This is a genomic window from Chryseobacterium sp. CY350 (assembly GCF_027945075.1).
Taxonomy (GTDB): domain Bacteria; phylum Bacteroidota; class Bacteroidia; order Flavobacteriales; family Weeksellaceae; genus Chryseobacterium.
The window spans coordinates 618,496-639,725 of sequence record NZ_CP116034.1 but is presented as its reverse complement, the minus strand read 5'-3'; the positions used below and the strand labels follow the sequence as shown (position 1 = coordinate 639,725).

20 protein-coding genes are annotated in these 21,230 nt (G+C 34.5%); 10 read left to right on the top strand and 10 right to left on the bottom strand.

What is annotated here, in order from left to right; all coding sequences use genetic code 11:
- Positions 1-19 precede the first annotated feature (19 nt).
- From PGH12_RS02850 to PGH12_RS02825, 6 genes are all read left to right on the top strand, one after another.
- Positions 20-748: a DUF72 domain-containing protein gene (locus PGH12_RS02850; RefSeq protein WP_267598964.1), complete on the top strand. Its 729-nt coding sequence runs from the start codon at positions 20-22 to the stop codon at positions 746-748.
- Between the two features lie 116 nt (positions 749-864).
- Positions 865-1,731, top strand: coding sequence for a polysaccharide deacetylase family protein (locus tag PGH12_RS02845; RefSeq protein WP_267598963.1), 867 nt, complete (start codon positions 865-867; stop codon positions 1,729-1,731).
- A 206-nt stretch (positions 1,732-1,937) separates the two neighbouring features.
- Positions 1,938-2,600: a YggS family pyridoxal phosphate-dependent enzyme gene (locus PGH12_RS02840; RefSeq protein WP_267598962.1), complete on the top strand. Its 663-nt coding sequence runs from the start codon at positions 1,938-1,940 to the stop codon at positions 2,598-2,600.
- 53 nt (positions 2,601-2,653) lie between these two features.
- A complete protein-coding gene (locus PGH12_RS02835; RefSeq protein WP_267598961.1) occupies positions 2,654-3,838 on the top strand; it encodes a sigma-54-dependent transcriptional regulator in 1,185 nt (394 codons plus the stop codon).
- 70 nt (positions 3,839-3,908) lie between these two features.
- On the top strand, positions 3,909-5,273 hold the full coding sequence (locus PGH12_RS02830) for an MATE family efflux transporter (RefSeq protein WP_267598960.1): 1,365 nt from the start codon (positions 3,909-3,911) through the stop codon (positions 5,271-5,273).
- Positions 5,274-5,503: 230 nt separating this feature from the next.
- Positions 5,504-6,022 carry a GNAT family N-acetyltransferase gene (locus tag PGH12_RS02825; protein ID WP_267598958.1) on the top strand — a complete coding sequence of 173 codons (519 nt, stop codon included), beginning with the start codon at positions 5,504-5,506 and terminating at the stop codon, positions 6,020-6,022.
- Positions 6,023-6,075: 53 nt separating this feature from the next.
- Here the strand turns inward: PGH12_RS02825 and PGH12_RS02820 are convergent, their stop codons facing one another.
- The 3 genes from PGH12_RS02820 to era all read right to left on the bottom strand — a co-directional run bounded on the left by PGH12_RS02820 (position 6,076) and on the right by era (position 10,012).
- Positions 6,076-8,478, bottom strand: a complete 2,403-nt coding sequence (locus tag PGH12_RS02820; RefSeq protein WP_267598957.1) for an alpha/beta hydrolase family protein — start codon at positions 8,476-8,478, stop codon at positions 6,076-6,078.
- Between the two features lie 163 nt (positions 8,479-8,641).
- On the bottom strand, positions 8,642-9,070 hold the full coding sequence (locus PGH12_RS02815) for a DoxX family protein (RefSeq protein ID WP_267598956.1): 429 nt from the start codon (positions 9,068-9,070) through the stop codon (positions 8,642-8,644).
- Positions 9,071-9,136: 66 nt separating this feature from the next.
- A complete protein-coding gene (gene era / locus PGH12_RS02810) occupies positions 9,137-10,012 on the bottom strand; it encodes a GTPase Era (RefSeq protein WP_262147215.1) in 876 nt (291 codons plus the stop codon).
- A 215-nt stretch (positions 10,013-10,227) separates the two neighbouring features.
- Here era and PGH12_RS02805 point away from each other — a divergent pair, with 215 nt between their 5' ends.
- From PGH12_RS02805 to PGH12_RS02795, 3 genes are all read left to right on the top strand, one after another.
- On the top strand, positions 10,228-10,791 hold the full coding sequence (locus tag PGH12_RS02805) for a Crp/Fnr family transcriptional regulator (protein ID WP_267598955.1): 564 nt from the start codon (positions 10,228-10,230) through the stop codon (positions 10,789-10,791).
- Positions 10,792-10,855: 64 nt separating this feature from the next.
- A complete protein-coding gene (locus tag PGH12_RS02800) occupies positions 10,856-11,182 on the top strand; it encodes a DMT family transporter (protein ID WP_267598954.1) in 327 nt (108 codons plus the stop codon).
- A gap of 88 nt (positions 11,183-11,270) precedes the next feature.
- Positions 11,271-11,990, top strand: a complete 720-nt coding sequence (locus PGH12_RS02795; RefSeq protein WP_267598952.1) for a T9SS type A sorting domain-containing protein — start codon at positions 11,271-11,273, stop codon at positions 11,988-11,990.
- Between the two features lie 49 nt (positions 11,991-12,039).
- Here PGH12_RS02795 and PGH12_RS02790 read toward each other — a convergent pair whose 3' ends face one another.
- The 5 genes from PGH12_RS02790 to gpmI all read right to left on the bottom strand — a co-directional run bounded on the left by PGH12_RS02790 (position 12,040) and on the right by gpmI (position 16,975).
- Positions 12,040-12,807, bottom strand: coding sequence for a class I SAM-dependent methyltransferase (locus PGH12_RS02790; RefSeq protein ID WP_267598951.1), 768 nt, complete (start codon positions 12,805-12,807; stop codon positions 12,040-12,042).
- Entirely contained in the window at positions 12,807-13,616 is an 810-nt protein-coding gene (map, locus tag PGH12_RS02785; RefSeq protein ID WP_267598950.1) for a type I methionyl aminopeptidase, read from the bottom strand. Before map ends, PGH12_RS02790 begins: the two co-directional genes overlap by 1 nt.
- A 159-nt stretch (positions 13,617-13,775) precedes the next feature.
- Complete coding sequence (locus PGH12_RS02780) at positions 13,776-14,207, bottom strand: BT0820 family HAD-type phosphatase (protein WP_267598948.1); 432 nt, start codon at positions 14,205-14,207, stop codon at positions 13,776-13,778.
- Between the two features lie 97 nt (positions 14,208-14,304).
- Positions 14,305-15,285, bottom strand: a complete 981-nt coding sequence (locus PGH12_RS02775) for an acyl-ACP desaturase (protein WP_267598947.1) — start codon at positions 15,283-15,285, stop codon at positions 14,305-14,307.
- 148 nt (positions 15,286-15,433) lie between these two features.
- Positions 15,434-16,975 carry a 2,3-bisphosphoglycerate-independent phosphoglycerate mutase gene (gene gpmI / locus PGH12_RS02770; RefSeq protein WP_267598946.1) on the bottom strand — a complete coding sequence of 514 codons (1,542 nt, stop codon included), beginning with the start codon at positions 16,973-16,975 and terminating at the stop codon, positions 15,434-15,436.
- Between the two features lie 613 nt (positions 16,976-17,588).
- Here gpmI and PGH12_RS02765 point away from each other — a divergent pair.
- Positions 17,589-17,912 carry a translation initiation factor gene (locus tag PGH12_RS02765; protein WP_229984884.1) on the top strand — a complete coding sequence of 108 codons (324 nt, stop codon included), beginning with the start codon at positions 17,589-17,591 and terminating at the stop codon, positions 17,910-17,912.
- 1 nt (position 17,913) lies between these two features.
- Here the strand turns inward: PGH12_RS02765 and PGH12_RS02760 are convergent, their stop codons facing one another.
- Positions 17,914-18,813 (bottom strand): leucine-rich repeat domain-containing protein, encoded by a 900-nt coding sequence (locus PGH12_RS02760; protein WP_267598945.1) that lies wholly within the window; start codon positions 18,811-18,813, stop codon positions 17,914-17,916.
- Positions 18,814-18,870: 57 nt separating this feature from the next.
- On the bottom strand, positions 18,871-21,018 hold the full coding sequence (locus PGH12_RS02755) for an alkaline phosphatase PhoX (protein WP_267598944.1): 2,148 nt from the start codon (positions 21,016-21,018) through the stop codon (positions 18,871-18,873).
- Positions 21,019-21,230 lie beyond the last annotated feature (212 nt).

Sequence of the window (21,230 nt, the reverse complement as noted above, 5' to 3'; positions counted from 1 at the left end):
ACTATTTAAACTTTTTACAATGAAAGAAGAAAAAATCTACATCGGTTGCTCAGGTTTTTACAACAACGATTGGAAGGGTTCTTTGTATCCTGAAGATGCGAAAAGCAAAGACTTTCTGACTTTATATTCTCAACAGTTTAATTCAGTTGAAATTAATTCTACATTTTACAGGAAACCAACTGCGAAAACGCTTCAAAAATGGTTTGGTGAAACTCCTGATGATTTTAAATTTTTCATTAAAATCCCTAAGTCAATTTCACACGAAAAAAGACTTGAAAACTGCAAAGATGAAATCACAATTTTCTGCAATTATATTAAAACTCATTTAGAAGAGAAACTTGCGGGATTTCTTTATCAATTTCCGCCATCATTTAAGAATTCGGACGAGAATCTTAAACGCATTTTTGAAAATATTGATCTTCAATTTTTTAATGTGATTGAATTTCGTCATGAATCCTGGTGGAATGAAGAAATTTTTAAAATTTTAGAGCAAAAAAATATTACTTTTTCGGGAGTGAGTTTTCCTGGCAATCTTCCTGAAGATGTTATCATTAATTCAAAAAATGCAGTTTACTATCGTCTTCATGGAAAACCAATTCTTTACAAATCAGAATATTCGGAGGAATTTTTGAATGACTTAGCTGCGAAAATTAAGCATTCAAATCTGAAATCTTATATATTTTTCAATAATACATGGGGAACCGCAGCTATTAAAAACGGTTTATACCTACAAGAAAATTTGGGTTAAAATATTTTATTAAAATTCATTAAAAAGATTACAAATCTTACACAAATGGCTTAAAATTTGTTAACTTAATTTTGAAAAAATTTATTTAAAAACAATTTTAATTCCCATTTACTTTTATGAAAAATAACTTTGAGGAAAAGTCTGTGAACAGGACTTTTCTTGGAGTGTTTGCATTGATGAGTGCAGCCACGATCTTATTCAACAGTTGCAGTAAGAAAAAACACAAAACCGAATCTTTCAAAATTAGTTCACAAGTTCATCCCGCCGCAATCAAAGTCCAGAAAATCGACGATGAAAATGTCATTTCAGACAAAAGAGTAATTTACCTTACTTTCGATGACGGTCCCAACCGCGGAACTGAAAATCTCTTAAAAATATTACATAAAAGAAATGTCTGCGCAACTGCATTTTTGGTTGGGCAGCATGCAAAAGGTAGCAAAAAACAAAAAGACGATCTTGAATCTTTGAGAAAAGATAAACTGGTAGAACTCGCCAATCACAGTTATACGCACGCCCACAATAAATACACAGATTTTTACAGAAATCCTGCGATGGTAATTCACGATTTTGATGCTGCAAAAGACAGTCTTAGATTAAATAGTAAGATTGCCAGAACACCGGGAAGAAATATCTGGAGGCTAAAAAACATCACCGTTACAGATCTTAAAAGCTCAAACGAAGCTGCAAACAAGCTCAAAAATGCCGGTTATAAAATTATAGGATGGGATCTGGAATGGAAACCTACCAACAAAATGACGTTGAAAGGAAATCATCAGGAAATGCTAAAAAAAGTTGACAGTATTTTCTTTAATGATCTCGAAAAAACTTCTAGACATTTGGTTTTTCTTGCGCATGATCAATATTTAACAGACGCAGATTCAATTAATGAACTTGATTTATTTATTGAAAAACTTCAGAAAACAAATCGGTTTGTCTTTAGAAAAATTTCTAAATACCCGAGAATTAATGAAGTTTTAAACTAGTATTTTACCGCAAAACAAATAAAGAATTTACTGTGTTGTTAGGACGTTCAAAAGTTGACAAGCTGTGAAAATTGTTTTGAAAGTTTGTCAACTTTTAAATTTTTTGTTTGAATTAAAACTTTGCCAAATAATTTTAGAAACATTTATTCTGAACAAAATTTTAATTTAAATAGTTATTCTTTACTAAATTTCAGAAATTTGCACGTATGAGTATTCAGGAAAATTACAATAAGATTAAAAACCAACTTCCGGATAACGTTGAATTGGTGGCGGTTTCAAAAACTCACCCGGTTACTGCGATTCAGGAAGTTTATGATTTAGGACAAAAAGTTTTTGGTGAAAATAAAGTTCAGGAGCTGACTGAAAAATATCCGTTACTGCCTAACGATATTCAGTGGCATTTGATCGGGCATCTACAAACCAATAAAGTAAAATATATTGCTGAATTTATTGATACCATTCAAAGTGTAGATTCGGAGAAACTTTTAAAAGAAATCAACAAGGAAGCTGCAAAATACAACCGAACAATTAAAGTTTTACTTCAGGTAAAAATTGCTGAAGAAGAGACCAAATTTGGGTTGGAAATTGAGGAAGCTAAAATTCTGTTTCAAAAATTTGTTGATGGTGAATTTTCCAATGTTCAAATCACAGGACTAATGGGAATGGCAACTTTCACGGAAGATGAAAATCAAGTAAGAAAAGAATTTAAAGTTTTGAAAGATCTTTTTGATGATTTAAGTACAACAAACCCTTTGCAAACTCTTTCTATGGGAATGAGCGACGACTTCCCTATCGCAATTGATTGCGGAGCAAATTCTATCCGCGTTGGTTCGGCAATTTTCGGGCGCAGAGATTATGCCCAATCATAGATTTAGGAACAGTTTTTGATGCAATTGAGCAAAAATTAACTAAATTTGCAACTATGCAAAAAATCCTTATTGTAGAAGACGAAAAAGCGATCTCCGGTGTACTTCAAAGTATTCTTTCGGATGAACTTACCGATTACGAATTTGTTATTGCCGAAGACGGCCTTGAAGGCTACAAACAAGTTGAGAAAGAAGACTTTGCCTTAGTAATTTCAGATATCAAAATGCCTAAAATGTCGGGTACGGAATTTTTAAAACAAAGTTTGATTTTAAAACCTGAATCTACATTTATCATGATTTCCGGGCATGCCGATATTGATTCTGCGGTAGCTTGCTTAAAGGATGGAGCTTACGATTTTATCTCAAAACCAATTGATATCAACCGATTGATTACCAGTGTGAAAAACGCTTTGGTTAAGGAAACTTTAAAGAAAGAAAATAAAAATCTTCAGACGGAAAATAAAACCCTAAAAAGAAAAGTTAATAAAAAATACCAGATGATCGGTGAATCTGCTGCTTTGAAGAAAATTCAGGAGATGATCGAGAAAGTGGCTGTTTCTGATGCTAGAGTTTTGATTACAGGCCCAAATGGTGCCGGAAAAGAATTGGTTGCTCATGCAATTCACAATTTAAGCGAAAGAGCAAAAGGTCCGATGGTAGAGGTAAACTGTGCTGCAATTCCTTCCGAGTTGATAGAATCTGAACTTTTCGGACACGTAAAAGGTTCGTTTACAGGCGCTATAAAAGACAAACAAGGAAAATTTGAACAGGCGAATGGCGGTACTATTTTCTTAGATGAGATCGGTGATATGAGTTTAATCGCTCAGGCGAAAGTTTTGAGAGCATTGCAGGAAAGCAAAGTTTCTCCTGTTGGAAGCGATAAAGAAATAAAAGTTGATGTAAGAGTACTTGCAGCAACCAACAAAAATATGGCGAAAGAAATCGAGGCCGGAAGATTCAGAGAAGATCTGTATCACAGACTTTCTGTAATTGAAATCTACGTTCCGCCTTTGGATGACAGAAAAGAAGACATCAAATTACTGGTAGATCACTTTTCGACATTGATTTCTGATGAGCACGGTACAGCTTTGAAAAAATTCGATGACACTGCAATTGATGCCTTAAAAGCACTTTCATGGACAGGAAACATCAGAGAATTAAGAAACGTTGTGGAAAGATTAATAATTCTTGGCGGAACTACAGTTTCACAAGAGGACGTTGCAAGTTTTGTTAGAAAATAATTTAATTATTAATTAAAATATAGAATTAAAATTTGTAGTATTATTTACTGCAAATTTTTTTTGAACTGTTATGAACTTTTTAAATAAAAACTACACCAAAGAAGCTCTCACTTTGGCTCTTCCCGTAATGCTTACGCAGGTCGGTCAGGTTTCTGTGAACTTATTCGACAATATTATTGTAGGCAAACTGCTCGGCGCAGATGCATTAGCTTCTGTTTCTCTCGGTAATGCGGTGTTTTTCTCAATGTTTGTTTTAGCATTGGGTTTTTCGTTTGCCATTCCGCCACTGGTTTCGGAGGCACATTCTCAAAATGATAGCAAAACTATTAATTCGGTTTTCAGTCATGGTTTTGTGATCAATATGACGGTTGGTATTATTCTGATGCTCGTATTATTTGCCGGTTTACCATTGCTTTACAAATCCGGACAACCCGAAAAAATTATTCCGGATACGGTCGATTTTCTCTGGATCATGGCGATAAGCATTGTGCCATTCATGGCTTTTCAAACATTGAGAGAGGTTTCCGAAGGTCTCTCTTATACAATTGGGGTGACGAAAGCAACCATTATTGCTAATATTATCAACATTGTTTTAAATTACGTTTTCATCAAAGGCTTATGGATTTTTCCCGAAATGGGTGTAAAGGGTTCTGCATTAGCAAGTTTGATTGCAAGAGTTTTTATGGTTGTTTTTCTTTATTACGTTTTACTTAAAGAGAAAAAAACAAGACAGTATATAAAAGATTTTTCATTGAAAATAGAAGTGTTCTCAAAACAAATGTTTGAAAAAATGGTGAGAATAGGTTTTCCTACTGCTTTACAAATGTTTTTTGAGGTTACCGCTTTTGCTGGAGCTGCTTTTATTTGCGGACTTATTTCTTCCCACGACATTGCATCTCACCAAATTGCATTAAGTATGGCTTCGTTTACATTTAATTTATGCATCGGTTTCAGTGTTGCTTCTACCGTAATGATCGGGAGAAAACTAGGAGAGCAGAATTTCGTGGAACTTAGAAAAGTTGGAATTAATAATTTGAAGATAGCTTTTCTCTTTATGTGTTTTTGTGGAATAATATTCATTTTAGGAAGAAATATTCTGCCCACTTTCTTTACAAAAGGTGAAGAAATAGAAGTGATTACTTTAGCCTCAAAACTAATGATTATTGCCGCTCTTTTTCAATTATCAGACGGAATTCAGGTAACGGCTTTAGGAATGCTGAGAGGTCTGCAGGATGTGAAAATTCCATCAATCATTACATTTATTGCTTATTGGCTGATTACAATTCCTTTGGGATATTTCCTTTGCGTGACGATGGAAATGGGTGCTTTCGGAATGTGGATTGCTCTCGGATTGGGATTAACGATTTCTGCAGTAATGCTCGTGCTACGATTTCTTAAATTATCGGCAAAGAGAATTGGAACTGCCAAATCATAAATAATTTGACTTTTGAATATATTTATATCTTAAATTGACTCTAAAGTGCAAAAGCAATTAAGGTTTTTAATGATTAGATTTAAAATTAATTATCGGAAGAGCCATGAAAAAAAACATTGCTTCCATTATAGTTTTAGAGAAAATTGTACTGCAATACAAAAAGGAATTTAATTTTGACGATCAGGAAGGTGTAATTTATTCAATTATAAATAAAAATTTTAAATAAAATCATGGAAGAGATTATTTTAAAACAAATAGGAACAGAAAACGTAGAACAATTGCAAAAAATCGCCAGACAAACTTTTTTCGACACTTTTTCACCACAAAATTCTGAAGAAAACATGGCAGAATATATGAGGACAGGTTTTACGATAGAAAAATTAACGACAGAAGTTGAGAACGAAGATTCGGAGTTTTTCTTTGCTTTATTACATGACGAAGTGATTGGATACTTAAAAATAAACTTCGGAGCTGCTCAAACCGAATTACAAGATGACAACTCTCTTGAGATAGAAAGAATTTACGTTTCAAAAGATTTTCACGGTAAAAAAGTTGGACAAATTCTTTATGATAAAGCTTTGCAGATTGCTCAAAATAAAGACTTAGAATATGTTTGGCTGGGAGTCTGGGAAGAAAATCACAGAGCAGTTCAGTTTTACAAGAAAAATGGTTTTGTAGAATTTGACAAACATATTTTTAAATTTGGAAGTGAAGATCAAACGGATATTATGATGAAAAAGTCCCTTTGATATTATTATAAATTGCACAAAAAACCTCGCTCAAATTGAGCGAGGTTTATCTTTTATTTCTTAAGACATTTCTCCAGAAACTGATCTTGTTCCCAAAGAAGATGAAGAATGTTTTCTTTGGCAACATATCCGTGAGCTTCTTTTGGAAGAAGAACCATCTTCACTGGTGCTCCAAGGTTTTTCAGAGCCTGAAAATATCTTTCGGTCTGTAAAGTAAACGTTCCCGGATTATTATCTGCATCACCATGAATCAATAATAACGGCGTTTTCATTTTATCGGCATTCATAAACGGAGACATATTGTTGTAGATTTCCGGTACATCCCAGTAATTCCGCTGCTCACTCTGGAAACCAAATGGCGTTAATGTTCTGTTGTATGCACCACTTCGGGCAATTCCACAGGCATAATCTTTAGAATGCGTCAAAAGATTGGCTGTCATAAATGCACCGTAAGAATGTCCGCCAACTGCAACTTTGTTTCTGTCAATATATCCTAACTGATCTACCGCATCAATAGCAGCTTTTCCGTTGGCGACTAACTGTGGAATAAAAGTGTCATTAGGTTCTGTTTTTCCCTCACCGATAATTGGGAACGCGGCATCATCTAAGACAGCATATCCTTTAGTCGTCCAGTAAACAAACGAACCGTAATAAGGAAATGTAAAGTCATTCGGATTTTGGGTATTTTGACCAGCTGTATTTTTATCTTTATATTCTGTAGGATAAGCCCAGATTAATAGCGGTAATTTTTCTTTTTTAGCTTTTCTGTCATAATTTGCGGGTAAATAAAGCGTTCCCGTCAAAGTAACATCGTCATTTCTTTTGTAGGTAATCACTTCTTTGTAAACATCTTTAATGCTCTCAAACGGATTGGCAAAATTGGTTACGGCTTCTGCTTTATTCGACTTTATATTTTTTTTAAAATAATTCGGATATGAATTTGCAGACTGTTGAATCGTCAAAACCTCTCCTTTTGCAGAATTAATGATGTCTATTATTTCCTCTTTAGATTCCTTTAGATTCGACGTGTAGAGTCTTTTCTTTTTTAAAGATTTTATATCCATCTCATCTATAAAAGGATGTTGACCATCTTTTGTAAATCCGGCACCGATAAGATAGGCTTTATCATTTTCCATGTCTAAAACATATCTTCCGAAATCATTTTTTGTAGTATTAAAACTTCCGGGATCGCTGTAAACATCCTGATAATTTCTATCCTCGATAATCTGAGATTTACCGCCGTCTAGATCTACCAAATAAGATTTTGTATTTCTGGTATCATACCAACCTTCGGAAACAATGGCGTAATGATTATTCGTCCAGCTTGTGCCTTCATATCTTTGTTTTGTTTTAAAGAAAGATTTCGGTTGCGCATTAAAAGGTGCTTCCCAAGTAAAGACTTCATCCCTGTAATCTACATTTTTTGCCTGATCACCACCATCCAAAGCTTCAGCAAAAACTAAAGTTGCAGGTTGATCGGCTCTCCAGGTCATATCCCGTTTTCCGGTTCTGACCGATGAAAATCCTTTAGGCATAATTTCAGTAAGTGGAACTTCATTTACTATTTTCACGACATTTCCTTTTGCATCGTAAACAGTCGCAGTTGAAGGGAATCTGCTAAGCGGAACAATATAAGAAAATGGTTTTTTTATGGTTGTGAGCATCACATAATTTCCGTCAGGAGAATAGTTGATGCCGGCAAAAAGATCCTGATCTTTAAACTTTTTTAAATTTCCATTTAAATCTATATGATACAATTCTGACGCGGTAAGAATTTCAAAATTCTTTTCGTCCTGAGGATTTTTAAGCAGATCCTGATATGTTCTGTTTTGCGAAACTTTTCCGTCTGAAGTAGAAACAATCGGTCCGGTTGGAAGATCTTTTGAAGAATCTGTTAGTTTTGGTCTGTTTTCAGGAAGAACTTTAATCAAAAAGCTCTGAGAATCTTTCATCCAGCTGTACGGATTTCCTAAATTAGCATTCAGATTATCTTTTGTAATTTTCTTTGCAGTAGCGGTTTCTAAGTCTATCACCCAAAGTTCAACGCCTTTATCGGTTGTATTGGTGAATGCAAGTTTCTTTTCGTCTGGTGAAAATGATGTACTCGTAATTTTAGGGTTCTCGGGTAAACCTTTTACCTGAATTTCTGTTTTGTCGTTCATCTTACGTACCTTCAGGTTGTTGGAGTACGTTACAGAACTTGAAATATTGGTTATCGGATTAATTCTTAATCCACCCACTTTCATTTCCTGCTGATTAAGATCATCCAGAGTTTTGTACGTTGGCCTGTAACTAAAAACAATCCAGTCTTTTTTCGAATTGGTCATTACACTTGGCGGCCGTTCATAGTCTGCAAGTTTTAAAATTTCGGCAGATGGTTTCTGGTATGAGATATTTTCCTGCGCTTCATACAAATTTAGAAACGCAAGTAGACAGATAGTTAGCTTGATCTTCATTATCTTTTGATTTTGCACGAATTTAATGAAAACTATTTAACCATAAAAGAAACAATTCGAAACCAAGTGAGTGTTTTATAAAATTATGTATCAATATTTAAAAACTTTCAACACAAAAAAAGCGGTAAATAAATTACCGCTTTTCTATTTTTTTAAAGTGAACTTACCATTCTGAAGCTCTTCTTTTTTTCTCGATCATACCATCAATAGAGAATCTTCCTGCGCCTAATGCCATGATTAAAAAATAAATACTTAGATAAAGCAAACTCATTTCTCTTTTATCAAAAGCATCAGAACCGTGAACCACAAAACCAGCCACAATCATGGTAAACATCAAAAATCCTACTGCTATTCTTGTAAAAAGCCCCAAGATTAAAAATATCGAACAGACAAATTCCGCAAAAACTGTTAGAATAAGAGAAATTTTCGGACCCATTCCCAAAAAATCAAAAAACTTAATCTCACCACCTTCCAGTAACATCTGCAATTTTGGGAAACCGTGAGACAACATCGCAAATCCTACGAATAATCTTACGATTAATAATACCACGTCTATGATTACCAGATTAGTTTTCGAATTAAAATAGGTCATTGATTGAATATTTACTTTAAAGATAAGAAAAACTTCTTATACAACGATGAATATTGACTTTTTAGTCTATCTGTATCCGAAATTCTTCAGATCTCTGTCGTTTTTTCTCCAGTCTTTTTTCACTTTAACAAAGAGATTTAAATGAATTTTTTTTGAAAAAAACTTCTCCAGATCTATTCTTGCTTCGGTTCCTACTTTTTTGATTGCCTCACCTTTATGACCGATGATGATTCCTTTTTGGGTATCTCTTTCAACATAAATAATAGAATCGATAAAAATAATTCCTTCTTTTTCTTTGAACATTTCGGTTACTACTTCTACCGAATACGGAATTTCTTTATCGTAATTCAAAAGAATTTTTTCACGAATTGCCTCGTTTACAAAAAATCTTTCCGGTTTGTCAGTATACATGTCCTTATCATAGTACGCCGGACTTTCCGGTAACATTGATTTTAATTTTGGTAAAATAACATCAATATTAAAAGCATTCAGAGCAGAAATAGGAAGAATCTCCGCTTTCGGTATTCTCTCGTGCCACTCGGTCGCTATTTTTTCAAGACCTTCCTGATTGGTCTGGTCGATTTTATTTAGCAATAACAAAACCGGTACAGGGATTTTATTTAATTTATCAATTAAAAATTCTGATTGTTCCGACTTGTCTGTAACGTCTACAATAAATAGAAAAACATCTGCATCCTGCAAAGAATCTTTCACAAAATCCATCATTTTCTCCTGCAAACCGTACTTAGGATCCAAAACTCCCGGAGTATCAGAAAATACGATCTGTAGATCTTCTTCGTTATAAATTCCGAAAATTCTATGTCTGGTTGTCTGTGCCTTTTGCGTTACAATTGCCAGTTTCTCGCCCATTAATTGATTCAGTAGGGTAGATTTTCCGGCGTTCGGCTTTCCAACGATATTTACAAATCCTGCTTTATGCATATAAAAATATTAAGTCGCTTTTATTACGATTTGCAAAGTTAGTAAAACAAAATCGGTCTTACGATCAATATTAAAATTAGATGTTTGAAAAAGTCTATTTTTGAATTAAAATTAGCTTAAATTAAATTTGCCGAAACCTCTTAATAATTGAGTTACCTAAATTTTAATTTGAAAAAACGCATCTGATATACAACTTTTGTTTAAATTGAGTTTTTATGAATATTGACGATATTATTGATCACATCTACCCTCTTCCAACGGCTTCAAAAGAAAAACTGAAAAAATATATTATTGAGGTGAAGCGTCCTAAAGGTTTCCGTCTCATGGAATCTGATAAAGTAATTACGAAAGTTTATTTTTTGAAAAAAGGAATTGTAAGAGCTTATGCTTCTACAGAAAATAACGACATCACTTTCTGGTTCGGGACTGAAGGTGAACCGATAGTTTCTATGAAAAGTTATGTTGATGAAAAGCCTGGTTATGAAAGTATTGAACTGTTAGAAGACTGCGAACTGTACCAGTTGGAAACAAAAAAACTGAAACAGTTTTTTAATGAAGACATTCATATTGCTAATTGGGGCAGAAAATTTGCGGAAAGAGAACTGGTAAAAACTGAAGAATTAATCATCTCAAGACAATATAAAACTGCGCTGGAACGCTACAAAGACCTTTTGAAAGAAAAACCATATCTTCTGCAGAGAGTTCAGCTGGGCCACATTGCTTCCTATCTTGGCATTACACAAGTGAGTTTGAGTAGAATTCGGGCAGAAATAAGATAATTTTATCATTTGTAAAATATTAATAAAAATCTAATCCTCAACTTTGTAATATAAATTTGTAAATATGAATTGGATTATCTTAATTATTGCAGGACTTTTTGAGGTTGGTTTTGCCTCTTGTCTTGGAAAAGTAAAAGAAACATCGGGAAACGTAATGTATTGGTGGTTTGCAGGTTTCCTTGCATGTCTTACCATCAGTATGCTGTTGTTAATAAAAGCTACAGAAACTCTTCCGATAGGAACGGCTTATGCAGTCTGGACCGGAATTGGCGCTGTAGGAACTGTTCTAATGGGAATTTTAGTTTTTAAAGACCCCGTAAGTTTCTGGAGAATATTTTTTATCTGTACATTAATTGGTTCTGTGATCGGTCTGAAAGTTGTATCTCACTAATTTTTAAAACAAAAAAATATCAATTAAATTTAACACATGTCACTATATGTAGATTATTTTTATTTAATATCTTTAAATAAAAGTTTTCATGAAAAAATATCTATTTATTTTAACCTTTTTGAGTCATCTTGTTTCTGCACAAAATGCTGAACTTTTTAGCAACACTTGGTACATTTCGCAAATAGTCACTAATGGACAAAACGTAACCACTCCTGCAATGGCTTACAGTATTTCAGCGTCAACGTTTTCGCAAAATGGCTCAGAATATATTTTTAACTCAAAATATTTTAATACGGCTACATCAAATATTACTTTTTCCCCAACACTCAGCAATTTCACAAAAAATGGCGGAGGTTGCACATTGGCCGATTATTGGGGAACAAATATGACTGCTGTACAGGGTTTTGACCAAAAGAATTGTGACTTTTATGTCGGAAATCCGTCTCTTCCAGTTCCGGCAGGAACATTATATAGTTATCAAATTATAAACAATGGATCTTCTAAAACGCTGATTATTACAAACCCGACAACGGGAACACAAATATTTTACAACAATTCGATACTTGGTACAAAAGAAAATTTGCTAAAAAAGAATTTTAGAATGTTCCCAAATCCTTCAAAAGATTTTTTGATTGTTGAGCACATTGAACGAAATTTGAATCTAAAGATCTATGAAACTTCTGGAAAACTGGTTTATGAAACCCTTACTTCAGAAAAATCTATTAGAATCGATGTAAGTCATTTTCAAAAAGGTCAGTATATTCTGATGATCGAAAATTTAAAACCTGAATTTTTCATAAAAGATTAATCCACACTTTTAAACAAACAAAAACGTCTTCAAATATGAAGACGTTTTTTTATTTTTTATAAACCACAGGTAGAATTTCATTGTGATTAAGTCCGTATTTTTTAATTTCAGCGTCGCTGAATTGTTTTGAGTAGAAATTTGGTTCAGTTTCGAAACCTGCATTTCTCAGACGGTCAAAATAATCCATTCCGTACCAGCGAACGTGGTCGTATTGTCCGAAATGTTTCTGACGTTCTTTTGGATCTTTTATAGTAAAATCTTCATAGGTTTTTTCTAAAGAATTCTTCATAGGAACCTGAATAATTCCCCATCCGCCAGGTTTCAGAACGCGATATAACTCGCTCATTGCCTTAGAATCATCTTCTATATGCTCTAAAACATGATTGCAGAAAATCACATCAAAACTATCATTCTCAAAAGGTAGATTTAAAATATCTGCTTTCACATCCACAATCGGAGAATATAAATCTGCTGAAATATAATTGAGATTGCTCATTCTTTTAAACTTCCGTAGAAATTCCTGTTCGGGAGCAATGTGAAGGACTTTAGAATTTTTAATAAAAAAATCGGTTTCATTTTGCAGATACAACCACATTTGACGGTGTCTTTCTAAGCTTAAAGTTCCCGGTGACAAAGCATTTTCTCTCTGTTTTCCATAACCGTAAGGTAGAAATTTTCTATACGATCTACCATCAATCGGATCAAAAAACTGATCTCCTTTAAAAAATTGATAAATCAATGGTCGCGCCCAAACACTCACCTGAATAAGCATCGTACGAGGGATTTTATTAAGTAAAAACTTAGTCAGCTTTTTCATTAAAAATCCATTTGAAATGGCTTCTCTTCATCACTTACGATTCCTAAAGCTTCGTAAACATATTTAAAAGTAGAAAGTAAAACAGGTTTGCCATTAATAACAGCTACATCATGCTCAAAATGAGCAGAAGTAAGGTTGTCAAGAGTTGTAACCGTCCAGCCATCATTATGGAATTTCACTTTTTCAGTTCCCATATTTACCATTGGCTCGATAGCGATCGTTAAACCGTCTTTGATTACTTTACCACTCCCTTTTTTTCCATAATTAGGAACCTGCGGATCTTCATGCATCTTTCTTCCTACGCCATGACCTACTAATTCTTTCACAACACCATACCCTTCTTTCTCACAATGAGTCTGAATAGCGTGCGAAATATCTCCTATTCTTTTTCCTCGCACACACTGTTCGATTCCTTTATAGAGAGATTCTTTTGTAACTTTAAGTAATTTCTTGATTTCCGGTTTTACTTCGCCAATCTCAAAAGTATATGCGTGATCGCCTACAAAACCATTTAAAACAGCACCACAATCAACAGAAAGCACATCGCCTTCTTTGATTTCTTCTTTACTTGGAAAACCGTGAACCACCTGTTCGTTTGGCGAAATACATAATGAATACGGAAAACCTCCATATCCTAAAAATGCTGGCTCTGCACCATGATCTTTAATGAAATCGTGAGCTAATTTATCTAAATATAAAGTGGTAACTCCCGGTTTGATTTCCTTTGCCAACATTCCTAATGTCCTGGAAACCAACTGAGCACTTTCTCTCATGAGACGAAGCTCGTCTATTGTTTTTAATTGAATCATTTTTATATAGATGTTAGAAATTAGATTTTAGAAGATAATTTTACAACTTCCTGTATTAAATTGTGCACACTTCCAAATATCTATATCTTCTGAAAAACTTTGATTAAAAGCAAATTTTAAAACTAATTTCTAAAATCTACTTCTAATTTCTAAGTTATTTTACCAGAAAAGTCCTTTTTTCTTTTCTTTTTTTAGTTTTGAATATGCTAAAACCTCTTTTCCTTCAACACGAAATTCTATTCTTTCGTTAATAATATTATAGATTTCTCCCCATCCCGGAAATCCTCCGAGATTTCTATCGTCTATAAACCAGTCTGCATCTAGCTTTCGCGATTGCGTTTCGCTGTCAAAAACTTCTCCTTCAAAACTCGAATTAATTGCATAGAACTCTATTCCGTTTTTTCTGCAGAATTCTACAGCTTCATCAAGAGTTTTACCGTGTCTGTACGTCCACAAAATAAGTCTATATCCTTGCGTCTGAAGTTTCTTCAGTGTCTCAAATGCGAAAATTTTAGCTTTCCCAATTCCGGGATAAGCATCATCCACGATTGTTCCGTCGAAATCTACTGCAATTTTTTTGTTACTTACCATTTTGTTCTTTTTTAGCTTTGCAAAGATAATAAATAATTAAAGAGTGCCGAAATAAACCTCCGGCACTCGTACTTATAATTTAATGTTAAATCGAAAATTACTCTTTTACCCAGCTAAACTGAAACTGAAGATCTGGCGTAGAAACCCTGTCTGTGATCTTTTGTAATCTTGATGGGAGCTTCATAAGATATTCCTGTGCTTTTTCAGCTTTTTCAGTAAGACCTGTAACATGCTCAATCTTCCATTCGTCTAGCAGATCTTTCATGATATTGATGTAATCCTGACCAGTATAAACCATACATCTTTGCGCCGCATCTGAAAAATGTCCCCAAAGTTCTCCTGCTTTTTGCCCGGATTGTCTCATCATATGAGCAGGCATCACGATTTTTTTTCGCATCATATCTTCGAAGGCCAAGATCATTTCGGAAGGATCAAGCTCTAGAATTTTTGCGACAAAATGCTTGTATGCTTTTGCGTGTCTTGCTTCGTCTGCTGCAATAACTCCGCACATTTTTGCTAATTTCCCGTTTCCGGATTGTTTTGCCAATGTACCGACTCTTCTGTGAGAAATATTGGTCGCAGTTTCCTGAAAACTTGTGTAAACGAAGTTTCTATAGGGATCCATACTTGTACCGATATCAAAACCATCACTAATTAAATATTGCGTGGTAATCTCAATTTGTTTCATGTTGACTCTTCCGCAGAGATAAAGATATTTATTCAATAAATCTCCATGTCTGTTTTCTTCACCTGTCCAAGATCTTATCCAGCTTGCCCAAGTCGGCCCGCTTTTTTCCTGATCAATACCATCAACACTCATCAACCAAGATTCATAAGATGGCAAGGCTTCTTCGGTAATGCAGTCTCCTATTAAAGTGACAAACAGATCGTAAGGCATCTCGCGAGCAAAAGTCTGAATTTCTTCTAAATCGTATTTAAAATCTTCACTTGAAGGATCTGGTAAATAGTCTGATGGCTGCCATATTTTTTCAATTGGAGTCAAAAATTTATCAAGAAAAGAACCCACTTCCTTTTCTAAAATACCCATTACCTCTTTTCTTACGAGCTTATTGTACATTCTGAAATACGTTTATAATTTACAAATATATTAATATTTTATTATTTGGAGCATACTATTCTATGCCTCTCATAATATTTTGAGTAAAATCATAAAAAAAACCGCTGTCTATTAGACAACGGTTTTTATGCTATATTATTTCAAATTTTCAGCTTACAAGAATATCTCCCGTCATTATTGCCGGAATTTCGACGCCCATCACCGATAAAATCGTCGGAGCCATATCGCCTAATTTCCCAGATTTTAAATTCCATTCGTGATCTTTATCCATCACGATCAAAGGTACAAGATTGGTAGAGTGTTGTGTGTTTGGTGAACCATCTGCGTTGATCATTACATCAGAATTGCCGTGATCAGCTAATATGAATACAGCGTAACCGTGCTCATAAGCAGTTGTTGCCACTTTTTCGATACATTGATCAACTGTTTCAGCAGCCTTCACAGCGGCTTCAAAAACTCCTGTATGACCCACCATATCTGTATTTGCAAAATTTAAACAGATAAAATCAGCAGTTCCGTTTTCCAATTCAGGAATAATTGAATTTGTGATCTCATATGCGGACATTTCAGGTTTAAGATCATAAGTAGGAACATCCTTCGGGCTCGGACACAATAATCTTTTTTCGCCATGAAATTCTTCTTCTCGACCGCCCGAAAAGAAAAATGTAACGTGAGGATATTTTTCAGTTTCAGCAATTCTTATTTGGCTTTTTCCGTTTCTCTCAAGAATTTCGCCCATCGTTTCTTTCAAAACTTCTTCATCAAAAACAACGTGTACATTTTCATATGTTTTGTCATAATTTGTTAACGTAACGTAATGAAGATTCAGTTTTCTCATGAAATATTCCGGCATATCGTGCTGAGAAAGAACTTCTGTAATTTCTCTACCTCTGTCTGTACGGAAATTGAAGCAAATTACCACATCATTATCAACGATTTTTGCAACAGGAACTACATTTCCCATCTGCGTGTCCTTTACAAGAATTATTGGCTTGATAAATTCATCCGTAACCTCATTATGATATGAAGTCTGGATGGCCGAGATCACATCGGTAGTTCTTTCACCAACACCTTCCGTCATTGCGTCATATGCCAATTTCACACGTTCCCAACGCTTGTCTCTATCCATTGCGTAATATCTTCCGATCACGGTCGCAAGTTTTCCTGTAGTATAAAGCATATGGTTCTGAAGTTCTTCTACAAACGCCAGTCCCGAATGCGGATCGCAATCTCTACCATCTGTAAATGCGTGAACATAAACATTTTCGTTTAAACCAAATTCTTTAGCCGCAGAAAGCAAACCTTTTAGGTGATTGATATGTGAATGCACTCCACCGTTGGAAACTAATCCTATAAAATGTACGTTTTTATTTTCAGTTTTTGCGTAAGCAAAAGCATCCTGAATCACCTGCTCATGTCCCAAAGTTCCGTTTTCAACTGCCATGTTTAGTTTTACCAGATTTTGGTAAACCACTCGTCCGGCGCCAAGGTTCATATGCCCCACTTCAGAGTTCCCCATCTGTCCTAGAGGAAGTCCCACAGCCAAACCGCTTGCTTCTAAAGTAGTATGAGGAAATTTTTGATAACAGCTATCTATAAAAGGTGTGTTTGCCTGAGCTAATGCGGAAACTTCAGGATTTTGACCCAAACCCCATCCGTCAAGTATTGCCAGTATTGCTTTTTTTGACATTCTAAATTTATTTTTTACAAACAAATTTATTAATTTAGAAATGAATTCAAGAATTTGAACAACTTAAATTTTTATTCGAAGAGAATACCTCGAGATCAAAAGAGGAAAAGTTTGAAAAACGGATGGTTTTTCATAAGACTAAAAAATAGATCTTTTCCATTGAATACCTCGGGGCTCTGCCCGGGGATCATTTACTAAAAAGCTTCTTAAATATATTAAATGAAACTCGTTGTGCATTGTGAAGATATATTTAAATGATTGATATTTAAACAATTGTGTTTCTTTGCTAAATGAAATACCATTGTTTGTCTTAAAAAAGAAATCTATTTTAAAAACTTAGTCTTTCTTAGCGATAAAAAAAACGCAAGGATAAACTAAGAATTTTTTTTTAATACTGAAATAAAGGTAAACAAAGCCGTTTCACTTATTTTAGAAATACAAAGATTTAAAAGGAACAACTAGTTAAATAAAGTAATATTAAATTCTAAGCATCAATCATCTGTGAAAATTTGCAGGATAGATACCTCTCACAGATCCCACAGATTTTTGTTTAAAATAAATCATTCAGTTTTTTAATTTTAAAACCTTTTAAATATTTTATTAATTTTGCCGCATGGATTTACGTGATCAACTCAAAAACCTTTTTCCTGAACATGAAGAGCAGGAATTTCAGATGCCTGAAGAGCAATTTAAGCAAAAGGAACCATTGGTTTGCAAATTTGAAAAAAAGGGAAGAAACGGAAAACCCGTAACCATCGTTGAAGGCTGGGAAGGAAGTGAAGAAGATCTGAAAAAAATCTCCAAAAAAATAAAAACCACTTTGGGAATCGGTGGTTCTGAGAAAGACGGCACAATCATCATACAGGGTGATAACCGTGATAAAATTATGACTATTCTTAAAGATTTAGGTTTTAAAACAAAGAGAGTCGGTGGATAATTTAAAAATAAATCTGCGTTTGCGGCATCAATTCTTTAAGTTTCTTAATGGTTTCTTTTTCCATCGGGTTTCCTGCTAAAATCAGTGTTTTCAGGTTTTTAAGTTGACTAAATTCTTTTGGAAGGTCTCTAAGTTGATTGTGGGCCAAATTCATACTGACAATACCTTTTAAGCCATCTACTTTTGGAGAAATTTCTTTCAGATTATTATTGCTGACATTTAAAAACTCCAGATTTTTTGATTTAAATAAATCTTCCGGAAGTTTTACGATAGTATTTTGCTGCAGTTCGAGATACTTTATTTTTTCAGGAAATTTCACATCGGCTAAATCATTGATCTGATTGGCTGAAAGATTTAAATACCTTAAATTTTTAATTTTATCTAAATTTTTCGAAACAAAACTAATTTGATTGCTGCTAAGATTTATCTCTTCCAAAGATGGAATTTCTAACAATGATTCAGGAAAAACATTCAGATTGTTGGCATCAAAGTGTACCGTTTTAAGGTTTTGAAGTTTTGCTACATTAGGATTTATCATCGTAAGACCGTTGAGATTTATCGAGAAAGTATGTAGTATCTTAAGCTTCCCGATCTCATCAGGAATAAACTTTATATTGTTGGAATTGATGTTTAAAATTTCTAATTCTTTTAACGCAAAAATTTCATTGTCGATTTTTTCCAGATTATTCTCCATCAAATTCAGAAAAAAAAGAGACTGCATTTGGTCTAACTGTTTGGGAACATTGAAAATTCCTTTGGCTCTGAAACTGATGCTGTAAACCGGTTGAACGCTTTTTAAAGCCTCATCAATTTCAGTAAATGTTGGATATTTGATGGGATCAATCTGCGCTTTTACTTGTGAAACAGAAAGCAAAATGATTGTAAAAAGTAATTTCTTCATAATAAAAAAAGCCACCGACAAAGAAACTGCCGGCAGCTGTTGAAAGAAAATTAGTAATTATTTTTTGAGAATTTTCACGGTTTTCTGGAAGCCATCTGCTTCTATGTTTAACATTAAAACTCTTGAAACCTGAAGTTGAGATGTAAAATCCAGCTCAAGAGATGAGTTGTTTCCTGTAAATTTTTTCTGGTAAACAATTTTACCATCCATACTGTAAGCAGTTACTTCAAGATTTTTCAAAGCTTTCGGAGCGTCAATTTTCACCAATCCTGCTGTCGGGTTAGGAGAAACTGTTACTTCTGTTTCCTTTACAGTTTCGGTAGTTCCCAATACCGCATTTGTTCCTAAAAACTGTTGTAAGGCAATGACCATGGTTGCAGATTTCCCTTTGTAATTGATAACATTTCCCGTAGCATCGGTATCAGTATCAATGGTAGAACTAGGATGTTGTACAGAGAAGAATCCGAATTTATGATCTGGAGTGAACGTTAATCCCGTAGGTTCTGAACCTGCAGGCATTGAAGCAAAAAGTCTCACCTTCGGATTTGCTGCTGTATGATCTGGAGCAATTACCCAAATGTAGTTTTTACCGCCATCCTGAAGAACCCAAAGATTTCCTAATTCGTCAAAAGTTAAGTTATCATTACCATCTCCCCAAAATTCAGTTTTTACACCTTGTGCAGTATTAAATGAATATTGAGTTGTAGATCCGCCAGCAAAAACTTCAACCTGAGAGGCCGTTGTACCATTATCCTGTAATCTATAGATTTTGTCTAAACCTTTCGCTGTGAAATAAACTTTTCCGTCGAGAGGGCTTATTTCTACATCCTCTACTCCATTGAAAGCTGTTCCGCCCAATGATTGAGCTAATGCCTGTGTATTATTTTGGTCAGCCTGCGTTTTATTCGGAACCTGAATCCACGTTGCTGTAGTTCCTACAGGATTTCCAGCAGAAATTCCCTGATCTAGATGCAAAACGTATAAGTTACCTACTGCAAGATTATTCGGTGTATCCATGACGTATTTGTAAACCATGTTTGTTCCTCCATCTTCGCCGTAGTATGCAATTGTTCCTGCATTATTCACGACTACATTTTCGTGATTCATAATTCCCATCTGCCAAAGTTTATCTTTTGTTCCATTGGCATTATGTGACATTACCTGGGCGGTTGCAGGATCAATTTCTACCAACCAGCCGTAATCATGGTATCCGTCTGCATTGGTATCATTTCCTGTTACAGATTCTTCGGCTGTAACGATAGTTCCCCAGGGAGTCACCCCACCGGAACAGTTTCTGATTGTCTGAACCAGACTTGTTGCAGAAAAACTAACACCTCTGGATTTTGTTAACTGCCAAAGTTTTGAGGTACTATTGTAATTGATTTCTGCCATTGTCACACCACCAGGACTGGTCTCATGATTTACCGAAAGATAACCATTTGTACTACTTGCATTTTTGGCTACATAACCTGTAAAATCGTTTTGTCCTCCAACGAAACCGCCACCTTCTGTATAAGCTTCTCCCTCTTTCAAGATCATCTGAAATCTGTGTTCAGCAGGAATAATGAGTTTTGAGGTTTGAGCAGTTGGAACAATTGATGTAAAACAGCTGATGTGAGTTCCGGTGCAAGTATTTGCGGGAGGTATTACTGTTCCTATATTTTTAAGATAAGCATCAATGGTAAGATCTGAACTTGTTGCGCTTCTATTATGAAGTTCGATGGATATTCTGTTATTACCCTGAACAAACTTGTTTTTCGGAATAGAAAAAATATTAATGGCTGTTTCTGCCGCTCCGTCAACAATTCCGGTTGAGAAATCTGCATGATTTACAACTCCTGCGTTCATATTATCTCTCACCACTTCTTCGCCATTCAGATAAACAATTATACCATCGTCTCTTCTTACGCCAAATTCCACAGTGTTGGTAAGATCAGCCAAGTTTACAGTAAAATCTTTGGTAAGATATGCCGTATCAACACCTGATACGAAACTAGTAGTTACAGGATCACCATATCCTAGAGGTCCGTTTCCGGAAGGCCAAGCTGAAGTGTTGTAATTTGCATCTTTCCAGCTGCTCACAAGCGCAACATCATTATCATTAAATTTCCAAGATGATCCCAAAGGAAATATCGTTGTCTGAGCTTGAAGTGCTGTACTCGTCATCAAAGCAAGTGCAGCAACTGTAAGTAATTTTCTTTTCATTTATTAATACCTTTATTTATCGTTGCAAAACTATCTTTTTGTAATGAACCCTCTGTTAATAGGGTTTTAATTAAATCTATCTCAATATTAATAAATCCCAAACCAAATGTTACGAGCATTAATTTATTGTTAAATCGAATCGTATTGTACTAATAAATTGTGCGAAATTTTTAAAATATTATTTGCAAAAAATTGAAAAAACATTGTCAAAT

What these genes read in the sequence shown, in the direction of transcription:
- PGH12_RS02850 (WP_267598964.1), top strand. Translation starts at nt 20, where the DNA reads ATGAAAGAAGAAAAAATCTACATCGGTTGCTCAGGTTTTTACAACAAC.
- PGH12_RS02845 (WP_267598963.1), top strand. Translation starts at nt 865, where the DNA reads ATGAAAAATAACTTTGAGGAAAAGTCTGTGAACAGGACTTTTCTTGGA.
- PGH12_RS02840 (WP_267598962.1), top strand. Translation starts at nt 1,938, where the DNA reads ATGAGTATTCAGGAAAATTACAATAAGATTAAAAACCAACTTCCGGAT.
- PGH12_RS02835 (WP_267598961.1), top strand. Translation starts at nt 2,654, where the DNA reads ATGCAAAAAATCCTTATTGTAGAAGACGAAAAAGCGATCTCCGGTGTA.
- PGH12_RS02830 (WP_267598960.1), top strand. Translation starts at nt 3,909, where the DNA reads ATGAACTTTTTAAATAAAAACTACACCAAAGAAGCTCTCACTTTGGCT.
- PGH12_RS02825 (WP_267598958.1), top strand. Translation starts at nt 5,504, where the DNA reads ATGGAAGAGATTATTTTAAAACAAATAGGAACAGAAAACGTAGAACAA.
- PGH12_RS02820 (WP_267598957.1), bottom strand. Translation starts at nt 8,478, where the DNA reads ATGAAGATCAAGCTAACTATCTGTCTACTTGCGTTTCTAAATTTGTAT.
- PGH12_RS02815 (WP_267598956.1), bottom strand. Translation starts at nt 9,070, where the DNA reads ATGACCTATTTTAATTCGAAAACTAATCTGGTAATCATAGACGTGGTA.
- era (WP_262147215.1), bottom strand. Translation starts at nt 10,012, where the DNA reads ATGCATAAAGCAGGATTTGTAAATATCGTTGGAAAGCCGAACGCCGGA.
- PGH12_RS02805 (WP_267598955.1), top strand. Translation starts at nt 10,228, where the DNA reads ATGAATATTGACGATATTATTGATCACATCTACCCTCTTCCAACGGCT.
- PGH12_RS02800 (WP_267598954.1), top strand. Translation starts at nt 10,856, where the DNA reads ATGAATTGGATTATCTTAATTATTGCAGGACTTTTTGAGGTTGGTTTT.
- PGH12_RS02795 (WP_267598952.1), top strand. Translation starts at nt 11,271, where the DNA reads ATGAAAAAATATCTATTTATTTTAACCTTTTTGAGTCATCTTGTTTCT.
- PGH12_RS02790 (WP_267598951.1), bottom strand. Translation starts at nt 12,807, where the DNA reads ATGAAAAAGCTGACTAAGTTTTTACTTAATAAAATCCCTCGTACGATG.
- map (WP_267598950.1), bottom strand. Translation starts at nt 13,616, where the DNA reads ATGATTCAATTAAAAACAATAGACGAGCTTCGTCTCATGAGAGAAAGT.
- PGH12_RS02780 (WP_267598948.1), bottom strand. Translation starts at nt 14,207, where the DNA reads ATGGTAAGTAACAAAAAAATTGCAGTAGATTTCGACGGAACAATCGTG.
- PGH12_RS02775 (WP_267598947.1), bottom strand. Translation starts at nt 15,285, where the DNA reads ATGTACAATAAGCTCGTAAGAAAAGAGGTAATGGGTATTTTAGAAAAG.
- gpmI (WP_267598946.1), bottom strand. Translation starts at nt 16,975, where the DNA reads ATGTCAAAAAAAGCAATACTGGCAATACTTGACGGATGGGGTTTGGGT.
- PGH12_RS02765 (WP_229984884.1), top strand. Translation starts at nt 17,589, where the DNA reads ATGGATTTACGTGATCAACTCAAAAACCTTTTTCCTGAACATGAAGAG.
- PGH12_RS02760 (WP_267598945.1), bottom strand. Translation starts at nt 18,813, where the DNA reads ATGAAGAAATTACTTTTTACAATCATTTTGCTTTCTGTTTCACAAGTA.
- PGH12_RS02755 (WP_267598944.1), bottom strand. Translation starts at nt 21,018, where the DNA reads ATGAAAAGAAAATTACTTACAGTTGCTGCACTTGCTTTGATGACGAGT.